Annotated in this window: 16 protein-coding genes; 10 read left to right on the top strand and 6 right to left on the bottom strand. The window is 67.6% G+C overall.

Going from position 1 to position 16609, the window contains the following annotated elements:
- Positions 1 to 52 precede the first annotated feature (52 nt).
- Positions 53 to 553 (bottom strand): phospholipase, encoded by a 501-nt coding sequence (locus tag BM394_RS11760; protein ID WP_245780123.1) that lies wholly within the window; start codon positions 551 to 553, stop codon positions 53 to 55.
- A gap of 122 nt (positions 554 to 675) precedes the next feature.
- On the bottom strand, positions 676 to 1212 hold the full coding sequence (locus tag BM394_RS11755; RefSeq protein ID WP_092977643.1) for an amino-acid N-acetyltransferase: 537 nt from the start codon (positions 1210 to 1212) through the stop codon (positions 676 to 678).
- Positions 1213 to 1532: 320 nt separating this feature from the next.
- Between BM394_RS11755 and pgsA the strand changes: the two genes are divergently transcribed.
- The 6 genes from pgsA to BM394_RS11720 all read left to right on the top strand — a co-directional run bounded on the left by pgsA (position 1533) and on the right by BM394_RS11720 (position 6969).
- Positions 1533 to 2171: a CDP-diacylglycerol--glycerol-3-phosphate 3-phosphatidyltransferase gene (gene pgsA, locus BM394_RS11745; RefSeq protein WP_092977639.1), complete on the top strand. Its 639-nt coding sequence runs from the start codon at positions 1533 to 1535 to the stop codon at positions 2169 to 2171.
- A complete protein-coding gene (locus BM394_RS11740) occupies positions 2168 to 2665 on the top strand; it encodes a CinA family protein (protein WP_092977637.1) in 498 nt (165 codons plus the stop codon). Before pgsA ends, BM394_RS11740 begins: the two co-directional genes overlap by 4 nt.
- Positions 2666 to 2871: 206 nt before the next feature.
- Complete coding sequence (locus tag BM394_RS23515; protein ID WP_092977635.1) at positions 2872 to 3378, top strand: helix-turn-helix domain-containing protein; 507 nt, start codon at positions 2872 to 2874, stop codon at positions 3376 to 3378.
- A 251-nt stretch (positions 3379 to 3629) separates the two neighbouring features.
- A complete protein-coding gene (locus BM394_RS11730) occupies positions 3630 to 4460 on the top strand; it encodes a PspA/IM30 family protein (protein ID WP_092977633.1) in 831 nt (276 codons plus the stop codon).
- Positions 4461 to 4466: 6 nt separating this feature from the next.
- Positions 4467 to 5351, top strand: a complete 885-nt coding sequence (gene pspM / locus BM394_RS11725) for a phage shock envelope stress response protein PspM (RefSeq protein ID WP_092977631.1) — start codon at positions 4467 to 4469, stop codon at positions 5349 to 5351.
- 310 nt (positions 5352 to 5661) lie between these two features.
- A complete protein-coding gene (locus BM394_RS11720; protein ID WP_092977629.1) occupies positions 5662 to 6969 on the top strand; it encodes a solute carrier family 23 protein in 1308 nt (435 codons plus the stop codon).
- A gap of 122 nt (positions 6970 to 7091) precedes the next feature.
- Here BM394_RS11720 and BM394_RS11715 read toward each other — a convergent pair whose 3' ends face one another.
- Complete coding sequence (locus BM394_RS11715) at positions 7092 to 7940, bottom strand: ParA family protein (RefSeq protein ID WP_092977627.1); 849 nt, start codon at positions 7938 to 7940, stop codon at positions 7092 to 7094.
- 98 nt (positions 7941 to 8038) lie between these two features.
- On the opposite strand from BM394_RS11715, the gene BM394_RS11710 reads away from it, so the two are divergent.
- Together BM394_RS11710 and BM394_RS11705 are read left to right on the top strand one after the other, a co-directional pair.
- Positions 8039 to 8785: a class I SAM-dependent methyltransferase gene (locus BM394_RS11710; RefSeq protein ID WP_092977625.1), complete on the top strand. Its 747-nt coding sequence runs from the start codon at positions 8039 to 8041 to the stop codon at positions 8783 to 8785.
- Positions 8786 to 8967: 182 nt separating this feature from the next.
- Positions 8968 to 9378 carry a DUF3040 domain-containing protein gene (locus tag BM394_RS11705; RefSeq protein WP_092977623.1) on the top strand — a complete coding sequence of 137 codons (411 nt, stop codon included), beginning with the start codon at positions 8968 to 8970 and terminating at the stop codon, positions 9376 to 9378.
- 111 nt (positions 9379 to 9489) lie between these two features.
- Here BM394_RS11705 and BM394_RS11700 read toward each other — a convergent pair whose 3' ends face one another.
- From BM394_RS11700 to BM394_RS11690, 3 genes are read right to left on the bottom strand one after another with little or no spacing between them, the layout of a single operon-like run.
- Positions 9490 to 11727: a transglutaminase TgpA family protein gene (locus tag BM394_RS11700; protein ID WP_092977621.1), complete on the bottom strand. Its 2238-nt coding sequence runs from the start codon at positions 11725 to 11727 to the stop codon at positions 9490 to 9492.
- Positions 11724 to 12986 carry a DUF58 domain-containing protein gene (locus BM394_RS11695; protein WP_092977619.1) on the bottom strand — a complete coding sequence of 421 codons (1263 nt, stop codon included), beginning with the start codon at positions 12984 to 12986 and terminating at the stop codon, positions 11724 to 11726. Before BM394_RS11695 ends, BM394_RS11700 begins: the two co-directional genes overlap by 4 nt.
- 4 nt (positions 12987 to 12990) lie before the next feature.
- Complete coding sequence (locus tag BM394_RS11690; RefSeq protein ID WP_342752680.1) at positions 12991 to 13968, bottom strand: AAA family ATPase; 978 nt, start codon at positions 13966 to 13968, stop codon at positions 12991 to 12993.
- Positions 13969 to 14794: 826 nt separating this feature from the next.
- Here BM394_RS11690 and rsmH point away from each other — a divergent pair.
- Both rsmH and ftsL read left to right on the top strand, forming a co-directional pair.
- Positions 14795 to 15817, top strand: coding sequence for a 16S rRNA (cytosine(1402)-N(4))-methyltransferase RsmH (gene rsmH / locus BM394_RS11680; RefSeq protein WP_092977615.1), 1023 nt, complete (start codon positions 14795 to 14797; stop codon positions 15815 to 15817).
- Complete coding sequence (gene ftsL, locus BM394_RS11675; RefSeq protein WP_092977613.1) at positions 15814 to 16608, top strand: cell division protein FtsL; 795 nt, start codon at positions 15814 to 15816, stop codon at positions 16606 to 16608. The genes rsmH and ftsL overlap by 4 nt, the downstream gene beginning before the upstream one ends.
- The last annotated feature ends 1 nt before the right edge of the window (position 16609 follow it).

Genomic DNA, 16609 nt, shown 5'->3' with positions numbered 1-16609 from the left:
GAGTCCTTCCGACGCCACGCGACCGGCTCCCGAGCTCCGTCTTCGGAAGGGGTTACCGCGTCGTGAGCTGTGCCTTCCGAAGTGCCTCCGCGGTGCCGGCGCTACTGGCGCCGAACTGCCGCACGGCGTAGTAGTACACATCGGCTGCGCGTTCGCACAGTGCGTCACCCGCGCAGCTGGAGTACATGTCCGCGCGGAAGTTGTCGTCGATGATCGCCCTGTTCTGTTCGGTGAACCGGTTCTGGAGCTTGTAGTTGCGGTACCCGAAGTCGTGCCGTTGGCAGCTCGGCGTGAAGTCGTAGCCGAGCGGAGCGTCCGGTGAGTACGAGCAGGAGTCCGAGGACCAGTCGAGTTGGTCGGGATAGGGGCGTTCGGCGCGAATCTGTCCGAACTCGCCCAGTGTGACTTCGAAGAGGTAGTGGTCGGTGGTCCGGCGAAGTTGCGGGTCGTCGATCGCCGCGTACGCGCTGGTGCCGGTCAGCAGTGTCGCGAAACAGGCTGCCAGCAGCATCACCAGTACTCGCGGCCCGTTTCGAGTATTCCGTCCGAACACGGATCGTCCCCTAGCGACGGATGATCTGTAGTCGAATCAGTCCTATCGCTTCGGGCCGGCGAACGCTTCGTGCGATCGGGCGTTATCGGATGATCCGGTCGGTCCCTTTTGCCGCGTCTTGGTCAGTCCCGCTCGTCCAGTCGCAGCAGCATGCGCGTGTTGCCCAGCGTGTTCGGCTTGACGTAGGGCAGATCCAGGAACTCGGCGACGCCCTTGTCCGCGGAGCGACGCATCTCCGCGTAGACGGCGGGACTGACCGGTGTTCCGGTGATCGGTTCGAATCCGTGTTTGGCGAAGAACTCGGTCTCGAAGGTGAGTACGAACAGTTTCGGCAGCCCCAGTTCCGCCGCGAGTTCGACGAGACCGTTCACCAGTCGGTGCCCCACCCCCTGGCCGCGAACACGCGGGTCCACCGCCACGGTGCGCACCTCTCCGAGATCCTCCCAGAGCACGTGTAGTGCGCCACAGGCGACGATGTCCTTCGGATCCCGATCCGCGCGTTCGGCCACCCAGAACTCCTGCACGCTCTCGTATAGGGTGACCAGATCCTTTTCGAGCAGTACCCGACCGGCATATGTGTCCACGAGCCGTTTGATCTCCCGCACGTCGCCGATACGAGCACGGCGAATCGTTATCCTGTTTTCCGCATAATCATGCATAAACGTATTCTACTGCGATTTTCCGATCCGGCGGAAAGCCGGGGTTGAGCCCGTCGTGATCTCGACCGGTTGCCGTACTCTCCGGAGCCGGTGGGTTTCCCCGGTCGTCGCCTCGTGGCCGGACGCTATGCTTGGCCCGCCAGTGGTGGACGGTGCGACCTCCACCCTGAAGTCGCGGCCGTCGCGCCGCACCGCCGTCGTCGGTGCGAGTTCGTCCGGTCGACCGCCCCTGCGGTGGACGGTGCGACCGTCGTCGCAGATCCTGGGGGTGGCACGGCGCATGAGGTTCGTAGCGGACAGGATCGGTTCGAGGAGTTGCCATGACAGCGGACAGTGCGGCGTCGGACCGGCCTGTGTCCGGCCAGGGCGACGCCGATACCGAGCGGACGGTCCCGTTGGTCAACATCGCCAACGCGCTGACCACTTCACGTTTGCTGCTCGTTCCCGTCTTCCTGATCGTGCTGTTCTGGGCGGGTGGGCACGACTCGCTGTGGCGCTGGGTGGCCACCGCGGTCTTCGTCATCGCCTCGATCACCGATCGTATCGACGGTGACCTGGCTCGCCGTCGCGGTCTCATCACCGACTTCGGCAAGATCGCCGATCCGCTCGCGGACAAGGCGCTGACCGGAGCCGCGTTGGTCGGGCTGAGCGCGCTCGGTGACCTCGGCTGGTGGGTGACAGGTGTCATCATTTTCCGGGAGGCTTCGGTCACCCTGCTGCGGTTCTGGGTCATCCGGCACGGTGTCATCCCGGCCAGCCCGGGCGGCAAGCTCAAGACGATGTTGCAGGCCGTGGCGATCGGCCTCTACCTGCTGCCGCTCGGTGACGCCGCCGATCCGCTGAAATGGGTGGTCATGGGCGCGGCCGTGCTGGCCACCGTGGTAACGGGTGTCGACTACGCGGTGCGCGCGCTCCGGCTGCGCTCGTTGAGCCCGCGTTCACGCGGAGCGCGCGCATGAGCTTCCGCCCGGAGCGGCGGGTGGAGCACGAGGAGCTGGTCGGCGGCATCCTGGAATCGCTGCGGCTCCGTGATCTCACGATCGCCACCGCCGAGTCCCTGACGGCCGGGATGCTGAGCATGCTGCTGACCGATGTCAGCGGTGCGAGTTCGGTGGTGCGCGGCGGCCTTGTGGTGTATGCCACCGACCTGAAGAGCTCGCTCGCGGGGGTGAGCCCCGAGCTGTTGGCCGAGGGCGGCGCGGTGCAGCCCGAGGTGGCCGAACAGCTGGCCAGGGGAGCTCGGCGACACTGCGCGGCGGACTGGGGGGTCGGTCTCACCGGCGTTGCCGGGCCCGACTGGCAGGACGGGGTCCCACCGGGGACGGTTCACCTGGGATTCGCCGGACCGCGCGGGTCCGTGATCCGGACGGAACGGTTGAGCGGGGACCGTGGTTCGATCCGGTGCGGCGCCGCTTTTCGAGCCCTGGAACACTTGGAGGGGCTGTTGCGTTGAATCGGAAGAGAACTCGACGTTACCGCCGGCGGTCACGCGCGTTGTCTCGCTTCATGGGACATTGGGGTCGTTGACTCCGTCTTGTGGATGAGACTCGTTCGCCCTCGGCGGACTCGCGGTAAGCGAGCCGTGCGTTGGCGTCGCGTTGAGTAGTGTGGGGCGTTGACGCGTCGCGCAGGATGTAGGCGACGGAATGGAGGCGCGCGATGACCGTGTTGTTGCGGGAGGCGGTCGGAGAGCGACTGCGCCGCGCGCGGGCTGCTCAGTCCCGCACCCTGCGGGAGGTTTCGCGCGCAGCCCGGGTGAGTCTTGGTTATTTGTCCGAGGTGGAACGCGGTCGCAAGGAAGCGTCGAGTGAGCTGCTCGGCTCTATCTGCGACGCACTCGATCTGCCATTGCCCGAGTTGCTCGTGACCGTGGCGGGCGACTTGGACTCCTCGGAGACCGTGGTCGCGCCTTCGGTCGTGGAGCAGGCCACGCCTGCCGAGATCGAGGGGGACCGGTTGGTCTCCAGCCTGATCGACTCCGAACTGGCCGAAGCGGAGATGGCCGACGGGGAAGCCGAGCCCGTACCGGCTGGCGCCGAAAGTGTTTCGGATTCGTTCGACGCGGACGAGGACCCCGAGTCGCAGGACTGGCGGCTGCAGCCGGTGCTCAGCCAGCGCATCAGCCCGCCGGGACGAACTTCCAACGGGGTGGTAGTGGCCGCTTGAGAGTCCGTGACCGACCGAAACGCCCGTGGATCTCCGAATTTTTGCCGGAGATCCACGGGGCTTGGTGGAAGCCGTTCGACCGAGCTGACACTATGGGGGTAGACGCTGAGGTCGGTAAGCGTTTCCGGTCTGTTGTGCGCGGGGTCCCACGGTTCGGTGGAGCGGCTCCGCGGAGCAACCGGCAGCGGCGTCCCATCGGCGTGAATGCCCGATCAGGGCGAAACCGGTAGGACAGAAAGCAGGCGGAGGAGATGGCCAACCCTTTCGTGAAGTTCTGGAAGTACCTCATGGCGTCGTTCTCGTCCAAGGTCGACGAGCACGCCGATCCCAAGGTGCAGATCCAGCAGGCCATCGAGGAAGCTCAGCGGCAGCACCAGGCGTTGTCGCAGCAGGCCGCCTCGGTCATCGGCAACCAGCGGCAGCTGGAGATGAAGCTCAATCGGCAGCTGAACGAGGTCGAGAAGCTGCAGGGGTCGGCGCGCCAGGCCGTGACCATGGCCGATCAGGCTCGCGCCGAGGGTGACGAGACCAAGGCGCAGCAGTACGAGGAAACCGCCCAGCAGCTGGCCGGCCAACTCGTCACGGCCGAACAAGGGGTTGAGGACCTGAAGAACCTGCACGATCAGTCCCTGCAAGCCGCCGACCAGGCCAAGCAGGCCGTCGAGCGCAACGCGCAGGTACTGCAGCAGAAGATAGCCGAGCGGACCAAGCTGCTCAGTCAGCTCGAACAGGCCAAGATGCAGGAGCAGGTGGCGGGCTCGTTGCGGCAGATGAACGACATGGCCGCACCCGGGAACACTCCCTCGCTCGACGAAGTGCGGGACAAGATCGAGCAGCGTTACACCACCGCGCTCGGCGAGGCCGACCTGGCGCAGAACAGTGTGCAGGGGCGGATGATGGAGGTCCAGCAGGCGGCCACGGACTCGGCGGGTGTCAATCGACTCGCCCAGATCAGGGCGTCCATGGGGACCGGCGACCAGCAGCAGGTCACCGGTGGGACGACTCGGAGCGAGGAGTCGGCCCCCGCCCCGCAACAGCAGCCGCAGTCGCAGCAGCAGAACCCGCAGTCCGGCCAAGCGTGACCCACCGTGCGCGGGAGGGGCGACGGATTCGGTGAGTGGAGCGACTACGCGCTCCAACAGTTGCGTGGACCGGTGCTCACCGGTGTTCGCCGCAGGATCGCGGCTTGGCGTGATCCGCGCGCCCGTTTGATCCGGAGGCGGAACAGGGCGAAACGAACCGCTGTCGGCAGCGGAATGACGACCGGGGTCTTCGGAGGCGGGGCCTACCTGGCCTACGCGCCGGAAACCATCGGGCTTCCGGCCGACTCCGCTGGGGACGTGCTGCTCGACCTGGCTTCACTCGGGCTCGGTGGCATGGCGTTGGCCGCGGGGGTGGGCACCGTCGGGGCGATACGTCGCTACCGCAGGCTCAACCGGACGCCGCTTCCGGAGCCGCCGCCGGAACCGATCAGCCTGCCTACGCGCGAATCCGCCGCTCACGAGCCCATGCGGCGACTACGCGATGCGGAGCAGAGCCTGTATATCTCGTTGAGTCGACTCTCCGAGAACGTCGGTCAGTCCGACGAACCGGTGGCCGAGGCTCGTGGTACCGCCGCCGAGGTGGCTACGACGTTGCGTTCGGTGGCCGACCGTCTCGTGGCGGTGGAAGCCACGGTCGAACACGCTCCGGAAGGGGAACGCGCCCAGCTGCGCGCGGACGTTCGTCGGATGCGCGCCGAACTCGACGACGGTGTCGAACGGTACGGTGCCCTCGTGGCCGCGGCTGGACGCGCCGTGGCCGCCAGTGGGGGTGAACAGCACGGGCACCAGTTGCGTGACGCCACGGACAGACTCGCGGGGCTGGCCTCGGCACTGCGGGAACTCTCCGGCCACGAATCCCAGGACACCCAGGATCTCGGCCCGCCGGAGCAGCCTCCCGGCCGATGGTCCCGGAACGACTCCTCGGAGTGAGATCCCAGCTGCCCGAACGCGGGTGACGGCTGCCCCGATCCCGTTGCCGAACCCAGCCGCCCGCTCGGGCTTCCGGAAAGCGGGCACGCTGTGCGAGCACCCCACGTGAAACCGGCCGGATCTGAGTTTCCCAAGTTGGTTTTCCCAACTGTTGTGAAATAGTAATCTTCGCGGTTGTCGGTTGAGGTGATCTCGTGCGCCGCGGCGTGCTGTCGGTGATCCGTCCACGGGTCCGTCGGCCGGGAGAACACCGCGTCGGGACAACACGGCTCGGGACACGTTTCCCACGATTCCCGAACAGGAGGAGGATGTGGCTTTGTGGGCCGTGCACGGCAACGGTCGACAGCCGCCGGACGGCGAGGACGTGGCAACCGAGGAGCGGCTCAGCTGGCCGCTGACGATGGGACTCGGGCTGCAGCACTTGTTCGCCATGTTCGGCGCGACGGTGCTGGTGCCCCGGTTGACCGGACTTCCGGTTGCGACGACGTTACTGGCCTCCGGGGTGGGAACCCTGCTTTTTCTGCTGCTGACGCGTAACCGCGTGCCCGCCTACCTGGGGGCCTCGGCCACCTTCGTGGTGCCGCTGGGGGTGGCTGCCGAGCGTTCCGGCGCGGGGCCGGGCGGCCTGGTGGGTGCCGTTCTGGTCGTGGGGCTGCTGGTGACCGCTGTCGGAATCTCCGTCAAAGCGTTGGGGGTACGACTGCTGGAGACGGTCATGCCCGCCGTCGTCACCGGGGGAGTCGTCGTGCTCGTCGGACTCGGCATGGCCACCCACTCGGTCACGTTGTTCCAGGAAGCCGCCCGAAGCGTCCCGTCCTTCCGACCGGTTCCGGTGGCTGCCGTGGTGACCGCGTTGGTCATCGTGCTGTTGGCGGTCTTCGGCCGTGGACTGCTGAACCGTGGCTGTGTGCTGTTCGGGATCGCCACCGGATGGTTCTACGCGTTCGCCGCCGGAGGGGTATACCAGGCTCGGCTCGAGTCGCTGCGCAGTGCCCCGTGGTTCGGGTTTCCCGAACTGATCACGCCGCGGTTGCACATCTCGGTGATCCCGGTCGTGCTGCCCCTGGTGGTCGTGCTGGCCGCGCAGCAGGTGGGAGTGGTCAAGGCGGTGGCGGCCTCGACCGATCGCGATCTCGACGGCAACGTGGGCGACGCGCTGATCGGTGGCGGCCTGGCCACGACGCTTTCCGGGGCCGTGGGAGGGAGCGGGCTGATCGGCTACGCCGAGAACACCGGAGTGATGGTCGCCAGCAGGGTGTTTTCCACGGCGGCCTGCGTGGCCGCGGCTGTGACTGCCGTGACGCTGGCCTTTTCGCCGAAGTTCGTGGCGCTGCTGGACACTGTTCCGATCGGTGTCGTCGGCGCGGCGACGATGGTGTTGTTGGGGATGGTCACACTGATAGGTGGGCGGATCTGGCTGCGTGCCCGCATCCGGTTCACCGATCCGGCCAACCTGGTGGTCGTGGTCGCCACGCTGCTCATCGGCGCGAGCAACCCCACGCTCTCGCTCGGGGGCTTCCGGTTGAGTGGCGTGGTCTGGGGCTCATTCCTGCTCGTGCTGGTTTACCCCGTGCTGCGCACCGTGGTCGACGCGGTACGGGGCCGTCCGCGCGACTGACCTCTCCGCTTGAGGTGCTCCGCGAGCACGGTTGCCCACCCCGCTCGGAGGAGCTCCCGGAAGGGACCGTCGACGGGAACTTGCCGATCCCGCGGGGGCGCGGCAGCGGCGGACAGGTGCCTTCAGTCCTCCGCCGCGTCGATCTCGTCTTCCTCCCCCTCGTCCGGTTCCGGATCGCGTTGCGGTCTACCCGCACGCAGGGTGCGCGCCAGCAGCAGGTTGAACGCCAGGGCCACCTCCCTGGCGCCCGGTGTCCCCCACTGGTGCACGGGCACACAGGCGCCCTGGGCCTGCTGTACCGCCAGTCTGTCCGGCAGGGCTACCGGCATCACCAGGGGGCCGAATATGTCGCGTAACTCGTCGATTCTGAACTGGTGCTCGTGCGAGCGAGCACGAACCCGATTCACCACCACCCCGAGTGGTTGCAGGTCGGGATTGTTGGCCGTTCGTTCCGTCTGAACCGCTTCGAACGCCCGCTGTACGCCGGAAACAGCGAATATGGTCGGTTCGGTGACCAGCAGTGCCCGGTCCGCGGCTATCAACGCCGAGCGCGTCAACCGTCCGAGTGAGGGTGGACAGTCCAACAGGATCAGTCGGTACGGCAGCTCCCCGTCGGCGGCCGCTTTGGTCAGCTCCGAGAGCGCTTCGGTCAGCCTGGTGAGGCGTTGTTCGTTGCCGTCCCAACCGTTGTGGATCTCGGCATCCTCGGAACCGACGAGTACGTCGACCCCCTCGCCCCAAGCACTCGGTGCCACCGCGCGAGCCACCGTCTCCGGGCTCGGGTCGGCCAGCACGTCGCTCAACCCGCGCTCGGTCCGCCCCGGCTCCAGCGAAGCCGTCGCGTTGCACTGTGGATCGAGGTCCACCACGAGGGTGCGCGCGCCCTTGCGCATGGCCGCCGAAGCCAGCCCCAGCACCACTGTCGTCTTACCCACGCCGCCTTTGAGGCTCAGTACCGCCACCGTGTGCACGCCCGTAGCCTACGTATCACGCGAGTCGTCCGGGTGAACTGATCCGTCGCGGACCGGTCCGGTGCAGTAGTGCCGAACGGCGAGATTACGCTTCCCCTATGAAGTCCGACGCCGTGTACCGGGTGCTGGAAACCGAGTTGATCGACGCACGTCGCCGTCGTGGCGGTGTGCCCGAGGTACTGGATATCGGGGGCGGCAGCGGTGTCTGGGCGGTGCCACTGGCGGTGTCGGGATGTTCGGTCACCGTGGTGGACCCCAGCCCCGACGCGCTCGCCACGCTGCGCCGCAGGGCGGGCGAGGCGGGTGTGAGCGAGCGTGTGGCCGCGGTCCAGGGGGACACCGATGCGCTGCGCGGAGCAGTCCCCGAGGGAGGGGCCGATCTGGTCCTGGGGCACGGCCTGCTGGAGTACGTGGACGACGTCAGCGAGTCGCTGCGTGCGCTCGCCACCGCCGTTTCCCCCGGTGCGGCCGTCTCCGTGTTGGCGGCCAACAGGTACGCGGCCGTGCTCGCGCGAGCCCTGACCGGGCGGGTTCCCGAGGCGCTGCGGTTGTTCAACGACCCGAACGGTCGTCTCGACCATCCGGTGAGTGAGACGGTGCGGCGCCGTTTCGACACCGATTCGCTACGGGACGTGCTCGTCTCCGTCGGTCTCGAGGTCGAGCTGATGCAGGGGCAGAGCGTGATTTCCGATCTCGTCCCCGGTTCACTGCTGGAGGGATCCCATTCGAACGGCGATGCGCTGCGAGAACTGGAGATGGCAGCAGCGGCGCAACCGCCGTTGCGGGACATAGCCACCAGGTTGCACGCCTTGGCCCGCGTCCCGGGCGGTCACGCGGCGCAGTGAGGAATACCCCTACAGGATGATGTTGGGTGATTATTATGGCCTCGGGGGCGGGACCGGGTAGTCGTCTCGTCGCTGGGGCCGTATCCTCGAACGTGACGCCCCCAAAAAGCGTTCACCGGAGCTTCGTGAAACGAAGTGAGTGGGGCTCCGGTGACACGAACTAGTGTGCCGGAGGAGGAGCCATGCCACTCTCCGAGCACGAGCAGCGAATGCTCGATCAGATCGAGCGCGCGCTCTACGCCGAGGATCCCAAGTTCGCCTCCAACGTGCGTGGAGGGCGGTTGCATCGACCCTCCAGGCGGCGTCGCCTGCAAGGCGCCGCCGTGTTCGTGCTGGGGTTGATCCTACTGGTGCTCGGCGTGGTTATTCCGGTCACTGCAGCCGGGATACCCATTGTGAGCGTGGTCGGCTTCCTCGTGATGTTCGGCGGAGCAGTGATCATTCTGTTCGCCATGCGCGGTAGTGCGGAGGACCCGGAGTCGCAGTCGGGTGACGGCGGTGATGGTTCTTCCGGTGCGAAGCGCAGGGCGGGGGAGCGGAACTCCCTGACGCAGCGAATGGAGGACCGTTTCCGGAAGCGCTTCGAGAGGTAGTGCTCACGTGAGACTCGGGGACGGCGCTCGCCGTACCCGAGCGGAGCTGGGTACGCCCGGGTCACGATGTGATCCGGGCGTTTCCGTGTTCGGCCGCCGTTCGAGCGGCTCTCAGCGACGTGCGGTGGAGTTTCGACGCGCGGGCAGCCGCAGTACCGACTTCGGCAGCAGCCGTTCCCGGAACCCGAGGGGTCTGGCCGCCCGCAGGCCCGCTCTGGCCCGGTGCAGGATCTCGAGCGGTGACGCGGTCTCACGCCGCCCCGGCGGGCCGTACCTTTCCCGCTCCACGGCGCTCGCCAGTTCGTGCCAGGCTCCCCGCTGTTCGGCGGACATCTCGTACTTCCCGCTGATCCGGTCGGCGGTACGACGCGGAGTTTCGCCCGGTGGGGTGAGTTCGCCCCGGTCCGTGGCTTCGTCGAGCAGTTCCCGCCACGCGTTCTCGGCCGCTCCGAGGCCACCCGTGGCTATCAGACTCGATCTTCTTCCGCTCCGCAGCGCCCGCAGCGCCGCGGGCGTGCCGGTACCCGCCACCAGTATCGCCAGTGTCGTGCCGCCGAGCAGCAGTATACCGATCGGTATGCCGGATTCTGCCGAATCCCCCGAACCCGCTCGCGGATCCCCCTGGTGCTGTGTCCCGTCGTTCCGCCGGGTGGGGTTCGTGGTCCGCTCACTCGTGGCGGTGGTCTCCCCTTCCTCGTCCTGTTGGGTCGCGGTGGGATCGAGGTACGAAGGGGTGGAACCGCGGCCGTCCGCCAGCGGGGTCGGATCGAAGGTCACCCAGCCGTGGCCGGGAAAGTGCGCTTCCACCCATGCGTGCGCGTCCTCGGTGGTGATCACGCGTTCGTCGCCCCGGGTCCGTCCCGAGGTGAACCCGACCGCGACGCGGGAAGGAATGCCGACCTCCCGCAGCAGTACCGCCATGGCGGAGGCGAACTGCTCGCAATAACCCCGTTTGCCCCGGAACAGGAAGTCGTCCAGCGCACTGTGCGAGGAAGCCGGCGCTGTCCGCAGTTCGTAGCTGAAACCGTTCGCCGGATCGGTGAAATGGTTGTTCAACGCGAGGGCCTTGTCGAACCGGTTGTCGGCGTTCGCCGTTATGCGCCGCGCCAGCTCGCGTACTCGTTTCCCGGCACCGCTGGTGGCGAGATAGGCCCGATCGACCGAGGAGTTCCCCGAGGAGGTCCGTAGCTCCGCCTTGCTCGGGTCGGGGAGGACGGCCAGTTCGGTGTAGCTTTCGGTGTCGTCGGTCTCCCGAGTGAAAACCATTCCGGAATCGGGATCGTAACGCCAGTCGTCACCTATACCGGAAACCTGGCTGGGTACCCCGAACACCGGTAACCAGGCATCGCGGTAGCCCACCGGCTCGATCTCGATCCGTTTCGGGGCTGCCGTCGACCGCTCCGTTCCGGGAGGCATGGGAAGACGGCCCTCTACGGGAACGCCTTCGGAGAGCCTGCCGAGTCGCCAGCCCTGCTCCGGTTCGAAACGACTCAGCGTCATCGCACGCAGGTAGGTTTCCCTCGGCAATCCCTCCACCCGGAACAGCTCCACTTCCTCGTCGCGTGTCAGTTGACCACGCAACGAGGTGAACGGGCGCAGTCCGATCTCGCCGGTGTCCGGTGCTGTCGGGTTCCGGTCGGCCCCCGGAATCCTGCCTTGCGTCCCCACCCCGGTGAAGACCGCGCCCGCCAGCAAACCGAATACGGAGGCCATGGCCGTGACGGTGACGGCCTCGGAGATCCGCCGAGCGGAAACCCCATCTCCACGTCCCGATCGCGGGATTCCCACTCCGAGCGGCAGCAGGGCGGCGAACCCCAGAGCACTGCCCACGAAAACCCACCACGGCAACATCCGATCGGCCAGTGACGCGGGGATCGCGAACACGCACAGCAGCACCAGCCCGGCCACGGCCGGTGCGCGGCAGGTGACGGCGATCCGATCAACCAGGATCATGACCGCTCCGATCCCCGAACAGATCAGAGCCACTATGTCGGTCTCCGCCGGGACGGGCGGTATCCCGGTACGGATCACTTCGACCGCTTCGCCGAGCAGGTTCGAGAACTCCCCGAAGGTAGTGGGAGTGGGAACCAGCCCGAGAACACCGTGGTCGCCGAACAGCGCCGTGAGCATCACGAGCAGCGTGGCGAACTGCACCGGCAGCCCCCACCACGAGTCACGCCTCATGCGGAGCGCGATTCCGGTTCCGGCCACGGCCGTGGCCGTCATCACGGCGGGCGGGAACCACCTCCAGTCGGCGAGCACAACCGAAAAGGAGGTGGAGGTCAGCAGTACGGCCAGCAGGGCGAGTACACCGGTGGTGGAGCGACGGCTGCTTTCGGTCCGGTTCATCGGTCCATCCGCGCGATGTCCGGGGAAACGGTCTGTTCGCAAAGGCTCTCCCACACGCGTGGTATCGGAGTCGTCGGTCCGTCGACCGTGGTGACTGTCCAGCCCGCGCCGCGCAGTCGTCGTGCCACAGCCGACTGGCCATTCTCCTTCCCGTCGGTGTTCCACCCCGCCACGTTCAACAGCAGCGCCAGACTGCGCGCACCCGCGGGACGAAGTGAGGCCAGCTCGTCGGCGCCAGCGAGAGTCGTGCGCCCCAGTACCGCCATCAGGTCCTGCCCACGTGCCGGATCCTCACCTCCGGCGAGATCACGCCTGCCGGAGGGTTGCAGCGCCGCCAGCGCCTCCAGCAGGAGCGCCTCGTCCGCTTCGACGCCGAGCCGGCTGCTCGAACGCTCGTCGCCCGGTATCGGATCCCCTCCCGCGCCCACCAGTCGTAGCCGCCGATCGCTGTCGTACAGATGGGCGCATATGCTCGCCGCCGCGGAAACCGCCCATTCCAAACTGGAGTGTTTGCCCACCCCGCGATGCGCGGTGGCCCGCTGGTCGAGCAGTACGGTCGTCCCGCCTCGTTCCGGGCGTTCCTCGGTACGGACCATCAGCTCGTCGCGTCGTGCCGTCGTCTTCCAGTGCACCCTGCGGATGTCGTCACCCTGCCGGTACTCCCGCACTGTGCTGTCATCGGTACCCTCACCGGCGCGGGCCCTGCCGGAACCGGGCTCCCCGGTTCCGGTGCCGAATCCGGCGGGCAGCCCGGTCAACTCGAATACGCGCGGTACGACGGTCAACCGGGTCGTGTTCAGGAGTTCCCTGTCGAAGGCCGAGAGCCCGAACGGATCTCCCGAGCGGCAGCGCAACGGCCCGATCCGGTGCACTCCCCGGAGCTCGGCGTGGATCGTGTACTCCACGGTCGTTCCGCCGCGTCCCGGAGACCGGTCGAGTGCTCGGTACGCATCGCCGCCCAGGGTGCTCGGAACGCTGTCGGTCAGCTCCGTCGCACCGACCGGCGTGCCGGAGCGGGAGCTCAACCACAGCCGTACGGTGGTGGGGGTGTCGACCTCGGTCCGCCACGGTTTTAGCTCACGCCGTGCCGTGAGTCTCCTTCCGCCACGTGCCGCGAAGGCAGCGGCGAGCAACGGCAGCGCGGCGAGGAACACCGCCACTCGGAGCAGGTCGCGCTCGTCGAGAACCAACGAGCAGATCGCCGATGCGACGGCCGCGGCCAGCAGGCACCGACCACGGATGGTCAAGCCGGACAACACGGGATCACCGTCGCCGGAGCTGCTCGGTGCCGCGCGGTACCGGTACTCGATCCAGCAGTTGCCCGATCAGGTCGGATCCGCTCTGCCGCGCCGCGCGGGCCTCGCCGCTGAGCACCAGTCGGTGTGCGAGTACCGGCACGGCCACGGCCTGGATGTCGTCGGGAATGACGAACTCCCGTCCCTCGATGGCGGCCTGTGCCCGGGCCGCGTGGATCAGCTGCAGGGTGGCTCGTGGGGACGCTCCCAGTCGCAGCTCGGCCAGATCGCGAGTGGCCGCCACCAGGTCGATCGCGTAGCGGCGCACCTCGACCGCGACGTGGATCCCGCCCACCGCCGCCAGCAGCTCGGCCACTTCGGCGGCGTCGGTGACGGGTTCCAGCTTGTCCAGCGGATCGGAGGCGGCGCGTTCGTCGACCATCGCCAACTCCGCGGTGGGGTCCGGGTACCCGATGGAGATCTTGCAGGTGAACCGATCGCGCTGCGCTTCGGGAAGGGTGTAGGTGCCCTCCAGCTCGACCGGGTTCTGGGTGGCTATGACCATGAACGGGATCCCCAGCTCGTAACTGTGGCCGTCCACGGTTACCTGGTTCTCCTCCATGCATTCCAGCAGTGCCGACTGGGTTTTCGGTGAGGCCCGGTTGATCTCGTCACCGACCACGATGTTCGCGAACACCGGCCCTTCCCGGAACTCGAACTTCTCGGTGCCGCGGTTGTAGATCGACACCCCGGTGACATCGCTCGGCAGCAGGTCAGGGGTGAACTGGATCCTGCTGGCGGTGCAGTCCACGGAACGTGCGAGTGCCTTGGCCAACGAGGTCTTGCCCACGCCGGGCACGTCCTCCACGAGCAGATGTCCGCGCGCCAGCAGCGTCACCATGGCGAGCCGGACCACTTCGGGCTTCCCGACCAGCACGCTTTCCACGTTGGTGGTGATGCGTCGCAACGTGTCGTGCATCCACTCGATGGGGACGTCGTGCGGGATGTCAGGCGTGTTCTCGCCCGCCGGGCTCCACGCCGTCTCGCTGCCGGCCGTGGTGGGCGCTGCGCCGTTCGCCGTGTTCCTCTCCGGCCTCAACAAACCTCCAGATACCGTTCCGCGCGGATCGTCACAGCCGGACTTGCTGCCACGAGTGGACCCGTGCCACCGCGGTCGGGGTGTCCACGGCCGTTCGCGGTGTTGCCGCGCACCTCGCCGGAAGTCTCTCAGACCCGATGTAAGTGGTGAGTGTGCGTACAACTCGCCACGAGGTCCCCGCCGTGAGCCAACGCCCGTGTGAGGGTGGGGTCTCTCGTCTGCGCTCCACGCGGCAGCGGCGACCGCGAACCCCGAGCCGCTTCCCTCCGGAGCGCCGTGTGGCCCGGCGTTTCCGGTTGACGGTTAAGAGGGGTGGGGTAATGTGGCCCCCCGAGTGGGGATTTTCGATTTCGCCGTTCCGGTGGAATCGAACAGGCGGGGTGATCGCGCCGTGCGGGATTCGCGCCGGTGGTCCCGCGAGGGGTGGCTTCCGGGGGTCCCGGCCGAATTGGCCCGGTTTCCGGTCCGCGGGGGGTGGTTTCCGATGAGTCTCGCCGGTCGTGGTCACGGGTTCGAAGACGTCGGGGACCGACACTCGGCCGCGGTGCCGCACCGCGTTCCGCTTCGTGAGCTCGTCGCCCCGGCCGGTCTCCGGTGCGTTGTTCCGGTGGCCGAGTCGGACAGCTCGGGGCGGCCGGGAGGAGCCGATCGCTTCGCCCGGGATCGTGAACATTTCTCGTGAATCGCCGTCCCGCCCGGCACGATCCGATCGGAACAGGAAGGAAAGGCCAGCGTGCCAGACAACCCCGAACCCGCTGCCGAACACGAGCGGGAATTCACCGAGGGGAAGCCCGGTCCGGAAGCGGCACAGCAGCGGCATCTTCCCGTCCTGTTGGAACGAACCGTGGAGTTGTTCGAACCCGTGTTGCGGGACCGCCGAACCACGGTGCTGGATGCCACACTCGGCATGGGGGGACACACCGAGGCGTTGTTGCGTGCGTTTCCCGACGTGACCGTGATCGGCGTGGATCGTGACCCGGAGGCCCTCCGGTTGGCTCGGCAGCGCCTCGCGGAATACGGGCAACGTGTGCGGCTGGTGCACGGGGTGGATGATCAACTGGACGAGATCCTTGCCGAACAGGGGATGTCCGAGCTCGACGGTGTCCTGTTCGACCTCGGTGTCTCCTCGCTGCAGCTCGACGAGTCCGAACGCGGTTTCTCCTACGCCAGGGACGCGCCACTGGACATGCGCATGGACACCACCACCGGCCGGACAGCCGCCGACGTGCTCAACACCGCTTCGCGCGCCGAACTGATCCGGATACTTCGGGAGTACGGCGAGGAGAAGTTCGCCGCCAGAATCGCGTCGGAAGTCGTGCGGGCTCGTGAAGTCGAGCCGTTCGACAACAGCGCGCGGCTGGTGCGGTTGATCTACGACAGCGTTCCCGCCGCGGCCAGGCGGACCGGCGGCCATCCGGCCAAACGGACCTTCCAAGCACTTCGCATCGAGGTCAACGGTGAGCTCGAGGTGCTGCGACGGGCTCTTCCAGCGGCCGTCGACGCGCTCAGCGGCGGTGGTCGCATCGTGGTGCTGTCCTACCACTCCCTTGAGGACCGGGCCGTCAAGCGGGTCTTCGCCGAACGGGCCAAATCGCGTACCCCGGTCGACCTGCCGGTCGAGCTTCCCGGTCACGGACCACAGCTGCGGCTGCTCACGCGTGGTGCCGAGTTCGCCGACGAGACGGAGGCGGCCGCCAATCCCAGAGCGAGCTCGGTGCGGCTGCGCGCGGCCGAGCGGATCGAGGAGACGCCATGACGGCAGCCGCACGGGGCGGTGACCAGTCCGGCGGCAACGGCCGCGGGAGGCGGCAGCGTACCGACAACCGTACCGATTCCAAGGGAAGCGCTCGCGCGAACCGGCGGATGCACGTCCGATCCTCCTCGGGCGAACGCGCCTACGAACGCAAGCAGGAACGTGGCCGCCGTTCCTCGGAGCGAACCCCTTCCTCCGGGAAGCAGCGACGATCGGCGACGAGCGGCGGTGCCACCGGATCGCACGAGCCCTCCGCACGAGAGGTGTTGCTGGGGTCCGGGTTGCTGCGTTCCGGCAGGAAAACCCTGTTGTCGCTGAGCGAGCGGATCGCCACCTCCCGGGTTCCGTTCGTGAGCACGGTGGTGGTCGTGCTCGTCACGGGAATCGTGGCAACGCTGTGGCTCTCCATCGCCGCGGTGGGCAACTCGTACCACATGCAGGAGTCCAAGCAGCGTGTCCAGGCCCTGTCCGAACGCAAGGAGGACCTGTTGCGTTCGGTGAGCAGGATGAGTTCGATCTCCGAGATCAGACGCCGGGCCGAGCGGATGAACATGGTCCCGGTGTCCGAGGTCGCGCATCTGGTGCGGCAGCCTGACGGATCGATCAGAGTGGTCGGTGAACCGCGACCGGCCGAGGCACCCGAGTCCGCGCCGCAGGGGGAGGACAGCGAACCGGAGGGGAACGGGGAACACGCCGATGGCGGTGACTCGTCCGGTCAACGACCGCCGCGGCGGCGGGAAGAGCCTCCGGACGGCTCCGAGCAATCGTCGTCGAACGAAGCGTCGGTGGGGTGAC

It is taken from the genome of Actinopolyspora lacussalsi subsp. righensis (assembly GCF_900116555.1).
Taxonomy (GTDB): domain Bacteria; phylum Actinomycetota; class Actinomycetes; order Mycobacteriales; family Pseudonocardiaceae; genus Actinopolyspora; species Actinopolyspora lacussalsi.
The sequence above is the reverse complement of the archived record's forward strand: the minus strand, read 5'-3'. Positions and strand labels throughout refer to the sequence as shown.